The following is a 17,726-nucleotide window of genomic DNA, read 5'->3' on the forward strand; positions in this document are numbered from 1 at the left end:
GCTTCCTCCCCGGAATCTGAAGCCATACCCCTGCGGGGCTTCAGATTCCGGGGAGGAAGCTCAGAACAGATTCGCTGAAGCGGACCGGCTGGAAGCCGGTGGCTTCGATCCATTAGGTGGAAAGTGAAGCCATGGACCAGCGCCTCTGCATAGGCGTCCAGCGCCATATTTAGAATGCCAGGCAACTCTTCAACCAACGCCTCTTTGAGTATTGGGTCTTTCTCATCATCCGAAAATACCTTGTTGAACGTTATGATGACCGCACGACGAAATAGGGCTTCAGAGAAATCCCGTGTATGCGGCATGTGGTTTGTGCCAAACCAGCAAGTTGCAAAGGGCCGCATCAAGAACGGGTCTTTGAACTTCTGCTCAACCGTGCTTGGTTCGCCGGACGTTATTGCCTTGAGTTCGGCATCTGCGATCACCTCTCCCTGCTTCAACTCGGTGACGATGTTGGCCAGTTTCATATGAAGGTGAGCACGTTGGAATGTTCGGTCAAAGTTTGATGGCTGGACGCCAGACACGTTTTCAGAGCCGCAGAGAGCTTCTAGCACGCTGAGTAGAACCGACTTGCCATTCGCGCCTGCGCCAATCAGCATAACGAACTTCTCGTGACGACTATGGCTCATGAGCGTATAGCCAATCATCTCTAGCAGTGCTGAAATCTTGTCGTCTTTATCATCATCAGGCGCGAAGATTTCTTCTAGGAACTGCTTAAATCGCGGAGCCTCTGCGTTGGGGTCGAATCCCACGGGTATTTGGGTGGTGCGATAGTTAAGCTTGTTGTGCGGTTTGCACCGCCATTGTCCCGGATCAAGCCAGTCGTTGTCTTCGAGCTGGATTTCCCCAGTTAGGCAATTCACGGTTTCAGGGTTGCCCAAATTGAACTGATGGTCCTGCGAATAGATTTCGCTTTTTAGGACGTCTGAAATGCTGCCAACCATCCCTGAAACAATGTCGATATTCTGATCTTCAAGCACTGCCTGAATTTTCTGTCGCAGCAGTCTGTCCTCTACTTCCTTCCAGACGCCATTCACGTTCCACAGCCATAGGCCCTCACCGACGCAGATGATATTGTCTGCGCCAATGTGGCTGATGACTTCGCGAGCGACGGTCAGGTGGTCGCCCTCATCAACCTCTTGGTCAAATTTGAGCTGTGCACGTAGAGACCCAAGTGGAATTTTGGTGCTTTCCTTTATGTGACGGAGAACCTGATCGCGCTTGAGCGGCGCTAGGCCTGAAACTTCGATCAACATATCTTCAATGCCGCCTGTATCATCAGAGGTAAGCTCTTTGGCCGTCTTCAAGACCTCTTCGAATGGGCGAGGCGCTGGGCGTGCTTTTTTTGCACCCCGATGGTTTTGGGCGAGTTTCCCCAGATCACAGCCGTTTTTCTGCGCGAGATCGAACACGGTTTTGATCGTGACACGGCCATCCTGTCGGAACTTGTTCCACCGCCTGCCGATGTCGTCGGGTCGATGCTTCGCGCCTTGAGCACTCCAGTGGTCCGCCATCGCGTCTCCAGCAGCGCCGAATTGATGGTGTAGGCCAAACAAGACGCGCAGCCAATCTTCGTAGCTCAGCTCGTCGGGGTCGATGTAGCCCAGCGCTTCCTGAACCTCAGCTTCTGTTGTGTCACTTTTTTCAGCTGAAGCTTGTGAATTTTGGGGCTTGGACCTGTCTTTTTCCGGCAGTGGAAAGTCAGCTTTCAGTTTCGTGCCAAACTCCTTGAATGTACGCTCCTCCGGCGGGTTGACTGTTGGTATTATCCGAACCCTTCGACGCTCACCGGTCAGGCCCTTCTTGCGGTCCCTCTTCTGATGAAGAAAGCCGGGCAGGCGCATAACCCGAGATAGATCGTGGACGCCGCTATCCGCATCAAAGGCGCGTATCAGGCGTTTCTGTACGGCGCTGAACTTCTCCAGAGGTGTGTCACGAACGCGCCAGTAGACGTGCCAGCGTCCAGGCGAAGTCTCGCAGATAATATCCGGTTCAAGCCAATCTCGGACAGGTTCCAACTTAGCGCCATCAAGGTCGATGTACTGTGCGCGAACGCAAACGATGTTGCGTTTACCACGTCCTTTGCCGTCAGTTTCGTTGATCGTAACGAACACACCGGCACCATCTTCTTGGAGCTTCGCCAAGGTGTCGAAGTGGTCTGCCAGCGTGCCGTGTAGAACGCGAGCCAGACTCTTGGACTTGCGATCAGCATCATCATCGAAGGTCTGGAAGGTCCAGAATGTTGCGTTGTTGTCGAGAAGGTCGAGGAATTTCTGCGCCTCCTCGAAATCGGGGATTTCGTGGGTCATAGTTCAGCCTGTATGTTTTTGGTGAGCAAAGTGTTCGGACAGTCAGTGTGACTGTTCCCAAGCCTCAATTTCGGCAAGCCGCCACCGGGTGCATCCGGGAGACAGACTGCAAGCACGTGGAAAGTCCGCGTGTTCACGATGCCAGCGCCAAATGGTCTGGCGACTAACGCTGAAGCGCTGGGCGAGTTGTTGGTCTGATAAGTAGTAATTAGCCATGATCGGCACCTCCTTTTACGGTGTGCCAATCCAATAATTGATTGCCTCGACGCCAGTCGCCTGCAGCAAACTCAAAAATATGGGCCTATTTCTTGCGATTCTTCTTCCAGCGTAAGTAATTGCCTTTGGGATGATCCTTAAAATCACCGAGAGCAGTCACCGATCTTCGATACTCAAGGGGGCGCTTCATGAAATCAATGAAGGACTCGGGCTTAAGGCCATAAATTTCTGCAGCAAAAACCTTTATATCGTCATTCTTTAGGTGTTTTGTGGCCAGTTCATCGGGAAAGGAAATTTCCTGATCATGCAACGCTTCATACAACTCCCAAGCAAACTTTAACCTCAGGCGATCAGCGCGCTCTTTTGTCTTGCGACCACGCGGGAATTTAACGGGGAGTTTGCCCTCAAGCCAATCAGCAATTTCTTGCCGCATCCAGTCAGTGATCGGCGCATCACTGCGTAGGTATTCAATCAGCGCGGTCGGGTCACCTTCCGCAGCCTCATAAACCTCTATTGGTTCTCGAAAATCATTTATTGACGCCATCACCACCTCCCAAGAATTCACCCCATGCCGCCATCATCTTGCGGCGCTTTTCAATCATGTCACTGCGCCGGTACGCCCGCTCAACCGTGCTGCCCACAGTATGGGCCAGCGCCATCTCTGCCATTTCGCGTGGGTAATCGGTCCTTTCGGCAGCCCAGTCCCGAAACGTGCTTCGCAGCCCGTGAGGCACGGCAGGACGGCCCGAACGCGGGTCGAGATACCCGCCGTCGCGTGCCTCGTTTATCCGCTTCATGCAGGCGCTCAGCGCCATGTCGGACAATGCGCCGCCGCGTGCAGCCGGGAATACGTAGTCGCTGCCCTGCATCCTCGGCAGCGCCTCTAGCAGCGCCACGGCCTCGGCAGTGAGCGGAACACGATGTTCCTTTCCCGCTTTCATCCGATCTGCAGGAATGATCCACAAGCCCGCCTCCGTGTCGATCTCATCCCATGTTGCGCCGCGCACCTCCCCTGATCGTGCTGCTGTGAGCGCGACGAACTCCAGCGCCCGCGTTGCCATGCCGTCGCGCTTGCGCAGATCGGTAAACCAGTCCGCCGCATCGGCCAGCGACAGCGCCGGGTTGTGTCTGACCTTCGCGACCTTGCCCGGCTTGGGCAGTACCGCGTCGAGATTGCCCCGCCAGCGCGCCGGGTTGTCGCCCGTGCGGTGCCCGCCGACCGTGGCCCACGACAGCACAGCCTCAATGCGACCGCGCAGCCGTGATGCCGTCTCAGTCTTGGTCGTCCAGATCGGCTCCAGCACGCGCAGCACGTCCGACACGTCTATGTCGGACACCGCCATTTTGCCCAGCAATGGCACCGCGTAGGTGTCCAAGGTGCTGCGCCATTGCTTCTTGTGTTTCTCGTTTCTGAACTCCGCCATTCGCGCGTCCAGTGTCTTCTCCATCGCCTGCGCAAAATTCAGACGTCGCTTTTCAGCTAGAGGATCGATGCCGTTCCAGATTTGATCTTTGAAGCCGCGCGCTCGTTCACGCGCCTGTGCCAGTGTCACGTCAGGGTAGGAGCCAAGTCCGATCTGGCGGCGTTTGCCCTTGATCGTGACGCGCAAAAGCCATGACCGCGCCCCTGTGGGCGTTACTTGCAACTGCAAACCATCAACACCACCCACGGCAACGTTATAGTTGCCGCCGAAGCCGGGATGCGCGACCCTGCGAAGGTCTACCGCTGATAACTCTTTCGCTTTTCTCGGCATAATAAACCAGCCTTCCTACCCACCTATTAAGGATGGCATTAGATGGATTTGGGTGCAACAGTATGATACAGTGAATGAATTTAAGTATCTGTTTTTAAATTGATACTATTACAAAGCGTTACTTATCGATACAGTGGCATGGCGGCCACCTCCTCCGCCATGCCATGCTTTCAAATAAAATCAGCGCTTTAAACAAAATCCAAGCAGCTTACCGACCACGTTGTTGACCCCAAATCGGCGTGGTCAATAAGGCCGAAGGTCCGTGTTGCCGGGTCACTCTTCGTTGGGGGATGCATCCGCGTCAGCGGTACGCGGACGGGTTTGACGCCGCCGGACAGAAAACGGGGCGCGGATTGCCGCGCCCCGTGTCGATCGTGCCGGAGGCCGCAGAGCGCGGCCCGGTCACTGTATCAGGCCATGGACCAACGTTCGGCCCAACGCTCACCATCGAGATCCCAGTTGGATGCGATGTTCTCTGAGATATGAATCTTGTCATTCACACCGAAGACATAGTTGGCGAACATCGGAATGACCGAGCCGCCATCATTGGCGCAAATGTCCTGCATCTCGTAATACATCTCGCGGCGCTTGTCCTCATCAAGCTCGGCGCGGGCCTTGACGAGAAGTTCGTCGAAGCGTTCGTTGCACCAGTAGCTTTCGTTCCACGAGGCGCCACACTTGTAGGCGGTGGCGAACATCTGATCCTCGACGGGGCGACCGCCCCAGTAGGAGAAGACCATTTGCTTCTTCATCCAGACGTCGGACCAGTAGCCATCATTCGGCTCACGGATCACATCCATTTCGATGCCGGTGCCGCGGGTCGAGGCCTGATAGAGAACCGCCGCATCCACCGCGCCCGAGAAGGCGGCGTCGGAAGACGAAAGGTTGACGCTGACGCTGTCCATACCGGCCTGCTTGAGATACCAAGCCGCCTTGTCAGGATCATAGGTCTTCTGCTCGAGTTCTTTGTTGTAGAAGCGCTGACCGGACCCGATCGGATGGTCATTGCCGAGCGAGCCGTAGCCAAAGAGAATCTTCTCGACAAGCTCTTCACGGTTGATGGCGTATTTCAGCGCTTGGCGGACATTGTTGTCGTTAAAAGGCGCGATCTTGGTGTCCATCGGGATCGTGTAGTGCTGTGTGCCCGCAACCGATTTGATGTTGATACCGGGCTTGCGGCCCAAGAGGTCGACCGTCTTGAGGTCGAGCCGGTCCACAGCGTCCACATCGCCCGAAACGAGGGCCGTTGTGCGGGCGTTCTGGTCGACGAGAGCAAGCATTTCGATGCTGTCAAAAAAGCCGACATCGTCACGCCAATGGTTCGGGTTCCGCTCAAGCGAGATTGAAACGCCGAAATTCTTGTTCTTGAGGATGTAGGCACCGCAGCCATCACCCGATTGCCAGTCGATGGAATCGCCCGTCGCCTTGCAGATCGCGAGGTGATAGTCGGTCAGGATGAACGGGAAGTCAGCATTGCCGCCATCGAGCTTGAAGACGACCGTGTCGCCATCGATGGTGATGTCCTGAATCGGCGCGACAATGGGACCAGCGGCAGAGGTCGAATCCTCGCCGCGGTGGAAGTTGATCGAGGCGACGACGTCTTCGGGGGTCAACTCTTTGCCCGAATGGAACTGGACGCCCTTGCGAATCTTCATGCGCCATTCCGACGCGTCGTCGGAGGCTTCCCAGCTTTCGGCAAGATTGGGTATGACCGATCCGTCGGGGCCGACTTCGGTCAGATAGCCATGGATGGCAAACGCCATCGCAATGGTGAAGCCGTTTTCCCAAGTCCCGGGATTCAAGGTGTCGGTGGTCTGGCCATGGGCTTTGCCCATGCGCATGTGACCTCCGCGTTTAGGGGCCGCCATAGCGCCGCTCATGGGCACAGTGGCCGCCATGGCCGTGGCTGCGGTTGTTTTCAGAAATCCGCGGCGATCGAGTAGGCCGCCTTTGATAATCGACATGTTCGGTTCTCCCTGTGTCGTTTAGGTCGTTTGGTCTAGAGTGCGGAGGGGTCCGGGCAGTGCCGGTCGCGCGGTCTTATGTCTCGTGGCCGCGCATCCTCCGGATGTAGCGCAATACCATGCGCTTCATACTCTTATTGTCAGACAATACGGTGACAGCCTGCACTCTTGCAACCGGGTTTCGGGTTTTTGGCGCCGGGCGGTGGCTGCAGACACTCTATTTCCGGCTCGCTCGCTTACTGCGCAATGTCGAGGATTTGCTCCGAGAAAGCGGCACTGATGTCAACCACGAGGCGGTACGATATCGCTCGTATCGGTTCGCCCCGCTGTTCGCAACCGAGATCGAGAAGCTACGTGGCTGGACCGAGACTCGGCCCGTGGCGGTGGCCATTTGGATGAAATGTTCGCGAAGTTCAACGGCGAACGGAACTATCTCTGGCGGGTCGACAAGCACGAAAGCGACGTCCCGGAAAGCTTCCTTATGAAAACACGCGCCAAGAAGGCCGCGTTGAAATTCTTAAAAAGCAATGCGCAAGCATGGCCGCCCGGAGATTGTCGTCACTGACAGGCTGCGTTCTTACGGCGCTGCACTGAAGAAGATTGGTCCGACGCACAGACAAAAACAAACCGCTGGCTTAACGACAGGATCGAGAACTCCATCTACCCTTCCGACGACGAAAGCGGGCGATGCTGCGCTTGAAGCGCATACGAAGCCCGCAGAAATTCGCCATCGTTCACACCTCGATACAAAACCTGTGCAATTCCGAACGAAGCCTCAGCTCGCGGTCCAATTTCAAGCTCGACCGCATCGCCGTTCTTGCCCAGGGGCGCGGTCTTGGCGAAGTATAAGTGACAGTCTCGCTGTCTTAGCTGAGACGAGTTCGAATTCGTCTGACATCTCCGGGTTTGTTGGTTGGGTGAAGCCAATGTGGATGGAAAGTGAAGATCAATAACCCGCGCTCGAGCCTGTTTTGCCCACGAACGACACACGGATTGCGGGCGCGCGCCACCCCATTTCCCTTGGCCTGCTTGCTGTTCAATTCTAAACTTCGAGAGAAAATCCGAACAGAGATGGCAATCGGCCTGATACGCCTATGAGAGCAACAACAGGGAAAAGACAAAATGGTGAAATGGTATGAATCCTACGAAGAGCTAGTGTTCGACTGGCCAGCAGAACGTGTCTTGAGGGTAACCATGAACAACCCCGAGCGGATGAATGCGGCCAATGTTAGGATGCATTACGAACTGACTCGTGTCTGGCGCGACATCGATGCCGACCCCGATGTCAGCGCAGCAATCATCCGCGGCGCCGGCGACGTCTTCTCGGCGGGCGGCGACCTTGAGATGGTACGGGAAATGACCCAAGACTTCGAGACGTTGAGCCGCGTCTGGAAGGAGGCGCGCGACCTTGTCTACAACCTTATCAACTGCTCGAAACCGGTCGTTTCAGCGATAGAGGGTCCCGCCGTCGGTGCCGGCCTCGTCGCCGGGCTTCTGGCCGATATCTCAATTGCGAGCCGCAGCGCCCGGATAATCGACGGGCATACGCGGCTTGGGGTTGCCGCCGGCGATCACGCCGCCATCGTCTGGCCTCTCTTGTGCGGCATGGCAAAGGCGAAGTATTATCTGCTGCTCTGTGAACCGGTCAGCGGAGAGGAAGCCGAGCGCATCGGGCTGGTTTCTCTGTGCACCGAACCGGAGGAGCTGCATCAAAAATCGGTCGAGGTGGCGACCAAACTTGCGCGCGGCGCTCCCTCGGCGGTGCGCTGGACGAAATACGCCCTGAACAACTGGTTGCGACAGGCCGGCCCGACCTTCGACACCTCGCTCGCGCTTGAATTCCTGGGCTTCAACGGGCGCGACGCGCAGGAGGGGTTGTCTTCGCTGACAGAAAAGCGGCGCCCGGAGTTCAACCCGGAGTCGCCACTCTGAAACAGGTGCGATTCGATCACTTTGTTCGAAAACACGCGGCTGGCTTAATCGAAACTGGCAGGGATATCGCAGCGTTCGACACGCATCTCTCTGCAGGTTGCGGGCGTGTTCCGGCTACGACCGACGAAACGCGGAACGCCGCTCGAGATGACAGCCCCGACAGCAGCGATATCACCATGGCGGATCGCGTTCAGCGCGGTTCTCTGGGTGCCTCCATCCGGCGCGTCCAACAGGATCACGTCGGCAAGCCGACCCTCTTTCAAGACACCGGCTTCAAGGCCATAGACGCGCGCGTTGTTGCCCGTGGCACAGGCAATCGCCAGTTCGGGTGCCAGCCCGCCCAGCGCGCTGAGGTGCGACATGGTATAAAGCAGCCCCAGTGGCATGACACCGCTTCCCGTGGGCGTATCCGTCGCGATCAGGAGCCGGTGGAGCGCATCGGCCTTGCGCGCTTCCTCGAGACAAAGCAGCGCCGTGCGCAGGTTGCCTGCCGTGCAGATCTGCAGAGCCACCTCCGACTCCGTCGCGAGCCGTTTGAAATCGGCGTCGGGCATGGCCGTGGGCCCGCCATTGACGTGGAAGGATACGTGGGGATCGAGTGCCAGGATGTGATCGCCGGAGATGGCGCCCGAGCCGGGGATCGAGGAGCCGCCGGTATGGACCGTCGTGATCATGCCTGCCTCGCGTGCGGCCTTTACGTAAGGTGCGTAGTCGAAAGCATCGTCGAACGCTCCGAAGCCTGCCTTGGCGAGCCAGATACCCGCGGCAGCAAGCTCGGCCAGATCGGAAAGCTCGAGCGTCGGGTCGAGAATGACCGAGCCTGCATGTACGCGCATGCCCCCCGGGCGGTAGCCTTCGAAACAGGCCCGCGCCGCGAGGGCAAGCGCCTTGAGCCCGCCCCGGTCATGCGGTCGGCCGGGCACATGGACCTCCGAGGCGCTGATTGACGTTGTCACACCGCCATGGACGTAGCTCGACAGGTAGCCGACGACGTTCTGGCGGGGGGTAAAATCACCGAAGGTGATATGCACGTGGCTGTCTATCAGCCCCGGCGCGGCGGTGGCGCCGTTCGCGTCGATCACAACCTCGCAAGCATCGAGTGCCCCCTTGGGCACGCCGATGCCGGTGATCCGGCCCGCATCGCAAACGATCGTATCGGCCTCGGCGAGAGGCTTCTCAAGATCGCCGGTGGCGATTTGTCCGATATTCCTGATCCCGAGCTTCATGCGGGCGCCCTCACTCTGCGGCGACTTCGCTCTCGTCCGTACCGCGCGGCACGTCGTCGAGCGAATAGGACGACAGCAGGTTCTGCACGAGGCGCTCGGAGTCGTCCCAGTCATAGGTGCGAAAAGAGTGTCCGGCAGTGACGAATTGGGCACCCGCGTAAAACATCTCGTATTGCGTGTGACGGGAGCCAAATTCAGAGCCCACCGCGTCCCACGCCGCCTTGAGGAATTTCACCTTTCCCTCCGGGTCGAACGCGCCGGATATCTGCGTCTTGCCAATGATCTTCTCCAGCTCGGGATTGAAGAAATCCTCCGCCGAAGAGGGCAACATGATCAGGGCCCCGCCGGCGAGTTCCCGGATCGCCTTGACCAGTTCAGGGTAGAGAGCCTGCGTCACGACCTGCGAGGAATAAAGCTGGTGGCGGTTGGGCACCCAGTATCCGTTCACAGAGCGCCCCGACGCCTCTAGGCCATGCAGGGCCGCTTCGACCATGCCGACGCGCGCAGCCAGAACACCGAGTTTCTCGGCCACCGGCGGCATATTCGTCGTACCAATCGCCTCGGTAATTTTTCGTGCAATCCCCGCGAGGAACTTGAGCTTGGTCACAAGACGGATCTGTGCCTGGTAGTTTTGATAGACATGACCCGGAGTGTCATGGAAATGCGCGCGTGCAAGGTCTACGTCACTTTTGACGAACACGCGAGCCCACGGGACCTTGACGTCATCGAAATACACCAGCGCATCATTTTCATCGAATGCGTATGACAGCGGGTTGTCGTACTTGTTCTGCGCCGCAGCTTCGTAGGACTTCCGCGAGAGAATTTTCAACCCCTTGGCATTCATCGGCAGCGCACAGCAGAAAGCAAGATCCTCTTCGCCCGGCTTAAGAGGCTGGAGGTTGGCGACAAAGAGTTCATTCGCGAATATCGTGCTGGTGCCCATCATCTTGGCACCGCGGATTGTTACCCCCTCGTCGTCCTCATCCACTATTCGGGCCACGAGGTCCGCCGTCTGTTCCCCCCAATCACGGAAGCGGTCGGCCTGCGGGTTTATGATGACGTATGAAAGGAAATGATCCTCGCGACGTATGTAGTCGAAGTACTCGCTGAATGCCTTGGCGCGTGCCTCGCCGCCGCGTGCGAAAACATCGAGGCCGATGCGCTGTCCAACCAGCGCTGAAGCGAGATGATCGGGAGATCGTCCCAGAAAGCCGCAGCTTTGCTCCGCCCATCGCGTCAGCGCCTGCCGGCGGTCGACCATCTCCTCTAGATTACGTGGCATCAGCCATGCCTTGTTCACCCGCACACGGCCCGACCCATCGGGGTCGAAGGTCATCGCCTCGATGTTTTTTGGCTGCGCCTGATAATCGTAAAGGGACGAAAACGATTCAACAGTATGCCTGAACGCGGGATGGGTCGTGACGTCTTCGACCTGTTTCCCGTTTATGTAGACCGCACGGCCATCACGAAGTGAGTCGGCGTGTTTTTCACCTGTCTTGATAAACGGCATGGCTTCAATCCCCTTGCTATGATCTGGCGTCGATCCCGTGGTACCGATAGTAATCTGCGAACAATTTTGACGAACTTAGTTCCATATTTCAATGAATCGCTTTAACTGGCAACTGAATTTGGAGACGTTTTGTGCCGGAGGCCGCCACGCCGACGTGCTTCGAGGCGGCTTCGATGGAATTTTGAAGAGAGTACGGGAGCAGGCATGTCCAGAGAAATTCCGGCCTCAGGCAAAGCGGCACTGACGGTCAGCCGGCCTGAGCTATTGATTGATGGAAGTGACAAGGAGTTCCGCCGCCTTGTCCACAACCTGTTTGCCTTCTTCGCACGGCACGAGGACATCCGAAATGGCCATGCGCGGGTGGTGGGGCTGGCGGGCGTCGAATACTCGGTGCTGATTTCGATCTCGCACATATCGGTCAGCGGTCCGGTGAACATCCGCACCGTCGCCGAGCACCTGCATGTCTCGGGCACGTTCATAACCCGCACGGTGAAGGTGCTCGAGCGCAAGGGGCTCGTCATAAAAACGGTTGACGAGGCTGACCGCCGGCGCGTCAATGTCGCGGTTACGGAATGGGGGCGCACCGAACTCAACCGCCTTTCCGTGACTCAGCGGCAGGTTAATGACGTCGAATTCGGTCCTCTTTCCGCCGAAGAATTCGGAAAGCTGAACGACATCGTAGAGCGCCTGATATCCTCAAGCGAAACTGCGCTAGCGATGGAGGATTACCTTGCCAAGAGGTGAAGGCGGTCACCCTGATCGCGCGGAAAGCGATCGCTTCGCTCTCGCAAGACCTCATGAGGTTATCGCGATCAATAAATTGACTAAGACTCTCGGCCATGCCAAAAAATATAGGTAAGCACTTTAGTATCTACCGAGAGGAAAAGTATCGTGAACTCTGCGGTTCCAGGCACTCTCGATCCCATAAAGATCGGCAACACCACGCTTCCCAATCGCTTTGTCATGGGATCGATGCATACCGGGCTGGAAGGTCATGACGGCGGCTTCGAAGCGCTTGGCCGTTTTTACGCAGAACGCGCCAAGGCCGGCTGTGCTCTTGTCGTAACCGGCGGTTTTTCACCTAATTTCGCTGGCCGGATAAAGGATGTGCACTGCACCATCGACGGCAAAGGCGATATCGAAGCGCACAGGAAGATCACGTCACATGTCCACGAAGCGGGAGGACGCATCCTGCTGCAATTGCTGCACGCGGGCAGATATAGCTATCACCCGGCCCCGGTCGCTCCTAGTCCCCTCAAATCCCCCCTCAACCGCGATGTGCCCGCGGAACTGAGCGAGACGGAAATCCTGCAAACCATTGAGGACTACGCAGAAACCGCGCGCCGAGCGCTCTTGGCTGGCTATGATGGTATCGAGATCATGGGATCGGAGGGCTACCTCATCAGCCAGTTCCTCGCCGAGCGCACGAACAAGCGGGTCGATGACTGGGGCGGCAGCTTCGACAACCGCATGAGGTTCCCGTTGCTTGTGACACGCGCCGTGCGCGAGGCACTCGGCGACGCCGGCATGCTTGGCTTTCGCATGTCCGCGCTCGATCTTGTCGAAGGCGGGATGACAAAGGACGAAATCCTCACCCTCGCGCAGGGCCTAGAGGAGGCCGGCGCGGATCTGCTCGGCACCGGCGTCGGTTGGCACGAATCCGCGGTTCCCACGATCGCGGGCGCCGTTCCACATGGCGCGTTTGCCGACGCAATGAAGGCGATCAAGGAGACGGTGAGTATACCGGTCGCCGCCAGCAACCGCATAAACCTGCCCGAAACTGCGGAAGAAATTATCGGCGGCGGATACGCGGATCTGATCTACATGGCCCGCCCTTTTCTCGCGGACGCGGAATTCGTGGCAAAGTATGCCGGAGGGCGCCGAGCCGAACTCAACATCTGTATCGCCTGCAATCAGGCCTGCCTCGATCACTATTTTTCCGGCCAGCCGATCAGTTGCCTGGTCAACCCCCGAGCGGCCCGCGAGCAAGAGTTTCAAGACGTGCCAGCGACCGCCCCCCTGCAGGTCGCCATTGTTGGTGCGGGCGTGGCGGGAATCGCCTGTGCGCTGGAGGCTGCCAAACGCGGGCATCAGGTGACGCTCTTCGACGGGGCCGAGCGAATCGGCGGCCAACTGAAGCTCGCTGCGGTCGTCCCGGGCAAGACGGATTATGGCCTCGCGATAGATGGTTTCGAGGCGCAGCTTCGGGCAGCCGGAGTTGATGTGAGGCTCGGTCATTGGATCACAGCGGAAGAGTTGGCTTCCGCCGGGTTCGACGAGATTGTCCTTTCCACCGGCATCACCGCGCGGGAACTCGATCTGCCCGGCGCAGATGGTGAGAACGTCGTCAGTTACACAGACGTGCTCAATGGCACACGGCAGGCAGGTCCGCGTGTCGTGATCATCGGCGCGGGTGGCATCGGGCATGACGTCGCTCTTTTTCTCTCACACGGGGAATTCAAGGAGTTGTCCGAAAAAGAGGCGTTCGCGGCGCAATGGGGCGTCGGACGCGAAGCCGCCCCCGCCCCGGCAGCGCGCGAGGTCACAATGCTGAAGCGGTCCGATGGTCGCTTTGGCAAGACACTGGGCAAGACGACCGGCTGGATTCTACGTCAGGAACTGCGGGACTGCGGCGTGCAGCAGTTCGGGAATGTCACATACCAGAAGATAGATGCGAACGGCATCGACATCCTTGTCGATAATGCGCCGATGCGTATCGATGCGGACACCATCGTCGTCTGCGCCGGGCAACTCGAGAACGACACGCTGTCACAGCGCCTGATGGAACTGGGCTGCAGCTTTCATGTGATCGGCGGCGCGAAACTCGCACTTGAACTGGATGCAAAACGTGCCATCGACGAAGGAGCGCGGCTCGGAAACCGCCTCTGAAACGCGGCCTGTGGCTGGATTTACTTGAGGGTTCGCCGCAGCCGATCGCATTCCAGCCCAAGCCGCCGCCCCTGTCTCGACCTCTCCGGAGGCGTTGCCTAATCGGAGACCGTAAGTTGCTCGAAGAAGCCGCGTGTCATCGGCCCCCACATCACCTCGAAAGCGCGCATGTTCTGAAGCCGACCGCGGCACTTGGCCTCGAGAACTATGACCGCCTGCTCACCTTCTTGATCGCACGTCCTGACAGGTACTAGGCCGGCATGAACGAGCACCGGAAATTTATGTAAGCTTTTGGAACAAAATCTATTTTTTGCCGTGCCGCCCTGACTGAGCGCTCGAATGGATCAACACGGTTCTGGCCTTTGCGAACAACGAGCAAAAGCGCAACCCGCCGTGCCTGCGTCGCCGAAGAGGACGACGGGTGCGTCACGGAGTTCGCGTAGGCCGAAGTGTCATATTCCTGAACTGATCGCGAGCGTCCCGGTTGATCGAGCATCACGCGATGACCCACTACGGCGCCACCCCCGGTTTGGCCTGCGGACCCGCGGCGAATGAAAGCATCTCGCGCAAACATGATCGGAACAGCGTAAAACTGTTCTTTACAGCCAGCGAACTCATTGACCGAAAATATTTTTCTGGTTCCAAGGGGGATTTCGCCGCGCCTGGCGGCCCGCTGATCAACTATACCGTCGGCACCGAAGCCTAGGGTGCGTTGCGGTTAAATCCGTAGCTCAACGTTCCCCGGCGTCTGGGCGCTCCGCGATCTCGCAACCTTGTTTGACAACGAAGCCTTTCCGATGATGGGCCGCTCCGACGAGACGATTAAGTTTGCGGGCAAGCGGCTCAGCCCCGCCGAAGTGGCAGAAATCCAAGCGAGGGCGCTCGGGACTTACCCCGTCACAGCGTTCCGACGAATTCGTAAAGCGCCTCGCGGCAGGCCTCAGGCTTCTCGATCTGAAGCAAGTGACCGACCCCTTCCATCCCGAGGTAGTCGTAACCGCCCTCTTTTGCGAGCGCGCAATTAGCCGGTCCTGTCGGGGGGCCACCGCGCCCTTCCGGGTCCGCTCCGATCAGCTTTGTTGGAACCGCCAGCTCTGACGCGCTTGGCCACAAGTTCAAGGTAAGCGCGGCAAGGTAGATCGAGGCCTCAAGCTCTCGCTGGCAACTGAGGTTATAGCCGTCATCATCCTGTTTCAGCACCGCTTTTGCCATGTCCGCCCTCGCCTGCGGCAGCCATTTCGCACTGGCACGGGCCTCCGAATATATTTTTTCGAGTTCATCGGGCAACGAGAAACGGTCCGGACGCTCCACCGCCCAGGAGACAAGCTTGAGTTCGAAACCGCGCATCGCATCAAAGAGCGGGTGATCGCGCGGTGGGACGCTTGGCGGATCATAGAGGACGAGGCCGTCATAGGGACAGCCGAGCTCGACCGCGTTCTTCATCGCCGCGCGCGAAGTCATCGAATGGAAAACGCCAACCGTCTTGGACGCGCCCAGCCTGGCTTCGACCTTTTCGTGAACCGTCGTCAGGTCACGCGCCATCTGTTCGTAATGATGTCCGTCGGCGCCTGTGGCGGGATTCATTCCATGATTGCGCATGTCAAACAGCACGACGTCGAAATCATCGAGAAGCAGCTCCCAGAACACCCGGTAGCCATCCACGGCGAACCCGTTTCCGTGAGAGATGTAGAGCCGAAGCGCACCGGGCTTGGCATGGTGGCGGATGACCGTCGGCGCACCGTCGTTCATTTCAACTTCAAAGGTTTCTAGCTGCATGTTGCTTGCACTCCAGTCCTAGGGAATTCAGTGGCGCGTCGCGGCGCGCGCCGGCCCGATGACGGGGCCGGATTTTCGAGCGCCAGCGGCTTATCGGCCCGGCGAAAAAACCGCTTTTGCGGTGAAACTTGTGTTGACCACCCACAGGACATCAAGGACACTAAGGTATTAAATTTCGGTAGATTTTTGGATTTTCCCGAATGCAACGACGGGTCGAGGGAGGTCAAATTCCGGTGGGCATTGCATGCAAAGCCGAAGCGGCGGCCATGACCGGCAAAGCGCCGGGAAGATCGCCCCTGACCGCGGTGGCCGCGCGGTCCGAAAAGCGCCATTCCATGGATGTCGCACCCATCGCGGAATTGCCACGCTCTGCCGGAGTGATCGCGCCCTTGATACGCGCGATTGACCACAAGAGCGCGATGGCCGCCGGCTTCCCTGAAAACCTCGACACCACGTCGCGCCGGCAAGCATGAGCGCGACATGCCCGGACTTACACAGCACAGTTCAGACAAGGAGAAACGGACATGAGCATGGGACATACAGACACGCCCATCGAGACGACGGAGAATGATGGGTTCCGCGTCGAGATCAGGGAAGCGCGAGGCGATATCATCCTGAACCGCCCGCCGTTGAACGTCATCACGATGAACCAGCGAAATGAAATCCGCAAAGCGGTGGAAGCGCTGGACGATGACGACCGTATTCGGGTCATCGTTCTGCGGTCGGAGGGAGAGAATTTTTCCAGCGGCGGCGATATCCGGGCATTTCTCGATGCCACCCCCGAAGCTGTGGCCGAACTCGCTGACAATGTGGCCGCCGTCGAACGGGCGCGAAAGCCGGTGATTAGCGCGGTCCGCGGTTACTGCTTTGGCGTCGGGTTCGAGATTTCGCTGGCTTGCGATTTTCGCATCGCCTCGGAGACCGCGCTTTATGCGCTGCCGGAGATGCGCATTGGAATGATCCCCGGCTCCGGCGGTTCCGCACGGCTTCTCAACATGGTGGGCATTTCGCGCACCAAGGACATCGTCATGCGCTCTCGCCGCATCAGTGGAAAACAGGGCGAGGCCTGGGGCTTCGTCACGGAATGTGTTGACAATGCCGATCTCGAAACCGCGACGGACAATCTGGTTAGGGAACTTGTTGGCTTCTCGCCGCTGGCCCAGCGCACGATCAAGCGGGTCCTTAACACCAGTCAGAACCTCAGCGTCGAGGGTGCCATCGAAATCGAGGGCGGCGCATATGGCCGGCTTCGCTCCTCCCACGATTTCCGCGAAGGTGTTGAATCTTTCTTCGAGAAGCGAAAGCCGATGTTCAAGGGAACTTGAACCGCTCCCCCTGGCTGTTATGGATTGCATGACAGCCAGGACTCGAGCGCATTCATGACTTCGGTCGGGTTTTCCAAAGCGCTGATGTGGCCCGCAGCCGAAATAACCACATGCTTACCTTGCTGCACTTTCTGCGCGCCTTCTGCCAGTGTCTCGGGCGGTGCGCCCTTGTCCTTTTCCCCTCCGATGAACAGCACTGGTACGGGGATCTTGTGCAGGTCCGGCCCGTAGGCAAGCGTTTTGAGCGCTTCGCAACACCCTTCGTGTCCGACAGGGTCGGTCGTCCTGATCATCTGCCGCACCCGGTCAAGGACCGGTGGGTTATCGGCCAGCGTCTCGGGCGTGAACCAGCGTTCGATCGTCGATTCCACGACGCCTTCCATCCCCTTGTCGCGCGCCTTATCGATGCGGGATTGAAAATAGGCGGCATAGTCCGGCGGCGCGTCTGGCCGGGAATCGCAGGCGATGATCGTGTGCAGGCGCTCGGGGTGATGAATACCAAGTCCATAGCCGATCATCCCGCCTATCGACAAGCCGATCCAATGGCTCTTCTCGACACCAAGATGGTCCCAGATACCCAACACGTCATCAATCAGCATCGGGAAGGAATAGGGCCCCGGCACAGCCTCGCTCGCGCCATGGCCGCGCTGGTCATAGCGCAGCACGCGGTAACGATCCGAAAGCCGGGCCGCGATCTCATCCCACAAGGTGAGATTGTTGGCGAGCGCATGCGACAGCGTGATCCACGGTGCGCCCGCCGGTCCTTCCACGACGCAGTTGAACGTCGTGCCATTCGATTTGATCTGCATGTTTGTCATTGTTTTT

16 protein-coding genes are annotated in these 17,726 nt (G+C 58.2%); 6 read left to right on the forward strand and 10 right to left on the reverse strand.

From position 1 onward, the window contains the following. The 5 genes from V8359_RS11580 to V8359_RS11595 all read right to left on the reverse strand — a co-directional run. Positions 1 to 2,309, reverse strand: a 2,309-nt coding sequence (locus tag V8359_RS11580; RefSeq protein WP_336429054.1) for a phage/plasmid primase, P4 family, incomplete at its 3' end; no start/stop codon positions are given. A gap of 42 nt (positions 2,310 to 2,351) precedes the next feature. Further along, entirely contained in the window at positions 2,352 to 2,525 is a 174-nt protein-coding gene (locus V8359_RS19325; protein ID WP_442970365.1) for a helix-turn-helix transcriptional regulator, read from the reverse strand. 85 nt (positions 2,526 to 2,610) lie between these two features. Next, positions 2,611 to 3,069 (reverse strand): hypothetical protein, encoded by a 459-nt coding sequence (locus V8359_RS11585; RefSeq protein WP_336429055.1) that lies wholly within the window; start codon positions 3,067 to 3,069, stop codon positions 2,611 to 2,613. Beyond that, a complete protein-coding gene (locus V8359_RS11590) occupies positions 3,053 to 4,279 on the reverse strand; it encodes a tyrosine-type recombinase/integrase (protein WP_336429056.1) in 1,227 nt (408 codons plus the stop codon). Before V8359_RS11590 ends, V8359_RS11585 begins: the two co-directional genes overlap by 17 nt. 410 nt (positions 4,280 to 4,689) lie before the next feature. Then, complete coding sequence (locus tag V8359_RS11595; protein ID WP_336429057.1) at positions 4,690 to 6,243, reverse strand: ABC transporter substrate-binding protein; 1,554 nt, start codon at positions 6,241 to 6,243, stop codon at positions 4,690 to 4,692. Positions 6,244 to 6,643: 400 nt separating this feature from the next. On the opposite strand from V8359_RS11595, the gene V8359_RS11600 reads away from it, so the two are divergent. Next, a complete protein-coding gene (locus V8359_RS11600; protein WP_336429368.1) occupies positions 6,644 to 6,808 on the forward strand; it encodes a hypothetical protein in 165 nt (54 codons plus the stop codon). A 557-nt stretch (positions 6,809 to 7,365) separates the two neighbouring features. Next, positions 7,366 to 8,175 (forward strand): enoyl-CoA hydratase/isomerase family protein, encoded by an 810-nt coding sequence (locus V8359_RS11605; protein WP_336429059.1) that lies wholly within the window; start codon positions 7,366 to 7,368, stop codon positions 8,173 to 8,175. A gap of 44 nt (positions 8,176 to 8,219) precedes the next feature. Here V8359_RS11605 and V8359_RS11610 read toward each other — a convergent pair whose 3' ends face one another. Together V8359_RS11610 and V8359_RS11615 are read right to left on the reverse strand one after the other, a co-directional pair. Next, complete coding sequence (locus tag V8359_RS11610) at positions 8,220 to 9,401, reverse strand: amidohydrolase family protein (protein ID WP_336429061.1); 1,182 nt, start codon at positions 9,399 to 9,401, stop codon at positions 8,220 to 8,222. 10 nt (positions 9,402 to 9,411) lie between these two features. Continuing rightward, on the reverse strand, positions 9,412 to 10,911 hold the full coding sequence (locus tag V8359_RS11615; protein ID WP_336429062.1) for a 4-hydroxyphenylacetate 3-hydroxylase family protein: 1,500 nt from the start codon (positions 10,909 to 10,911) through the stop codon (positions 9,412 to 9,414). Between the two features lie 204 nt (positions 10,912 to 11,115). Between V8359_RS11615 and V8359_RS11620 the strand changes: the two genes are divergently transcribed. The 3 genes from V8359_RS11620 (at position 11,116) to V8359_RS11630 (ending at position 14,506) form a co-directional block, all read left to right on the forward strand. After that, positions 11,116 to 11,655: a MarR family winged helix-turn-helix transcriptional regulator gene (locus V8359_RS11620; RefSeq protein ID WP_336429064.1), complete on the forward strand. Its 540-nt coding sequence runs from the start codon at positions 11,116 to 11,118 to the stop codon at positions 11,653 to 11,655. 147 nt (positions 11,656 to 11,802) lie between these two features. After that, entirely contained in the window at positions 11,803 to 13,800 is a 1,998-nt protein-coding gene (locus tag V8359_RS11625; RefSeq protein ID WP_336429066.1) for an FAD-dependent oxidoreductase, read from the forward strand. Between the two features lie 502 nt (positions 13,801 to 14,302). After that, a complete protein-coding gene (locus V8359_RS11630; protein WP_336429068.1) occupies positions 14,303 to 14,506 on the forward strand; it encodes a hypothetical protein in 204 nt (67 codons plus the stop codon). Between the two features lie 191 nt (positions 14,507 to 14,697). Here the strand turns inward: V8359_RS11630 and V8359_RS11635 are convergent, their stop codons facing one another. Both V8359_RS11635 and V8359_RS11640 read right to left on the reverse strand, forming a co-directional pair. Then, positions 14,698 to 15,576, reverse strand: a complete 879-nt coding sequence (locus V8359_RS11635; RefSeq protein ID WP_336429069.1) for an alpha/beta hydrolase — start codon at positions 15,574 to 15,576, stop codon at positions 14,698 to 14,700. A gap of 223 nt (positions 15,577 to 15,799) precedes the next feature. Beyond that, the gene (locus tag V8359_RS11640; protein WP_336429070.1) at positions 15,800 to 16,027 is read right to left on the reverse strand and encodes a hypothetical protein; all 228 of its coding nucleotides are present in this window, start codon (positions 16,025 to 16,027) and stop codon (positions 15,800 to 15,802) included. Between the two features lie 73 nt (positions 16,028 to 16,100). On the opposite strand from V8359_RS11640, the gene V8359_RS11645 reads away from it, so the two are divergent. After that, positions 16,101 to 16,901: an enoyl-CoA hydratase/isomerase family protein gene (locus tag V8359_RS11645; RefSeq protein ID WP_336429071.1), complete on the forward strand. Its 801-nt coding sequence runs from the start codon at positions 16,101 to 16,103 to the stop codon at positions 16,899 to 16,901. A 17-nt stretch (positions 16,902 to 16,918) separates the two neighbouring features. Here V8359_RS11645 and V8359_RS11650 read toward each other — a convergent pair whose 3' ends face one another. Further along, on the reverse strand, positions 16,919 to 17,719 hold the full coding sequence (locus V8359_RS11650; RefSeq protein ID WP_336429073.1) for an alpha/beta fold hydrolase: 801 nt from the start codon (positions 17,717 to 17,719) through the stop codon (positions 16,919 to 16,921). Positions 17,720 to 17,726: the final 7 nt, after the last annotated feature.

The organism is Roseovarius sp. E0-M6, assembly GCF_037083845.1.
In the GTDB taxonomy this organism is placed as follows: domain Bacteria; phylum Pseudomonadota; class Alphaproteobacteria; order Rhodobacterales; family Rhodobacteraceae; genus Roseovarius.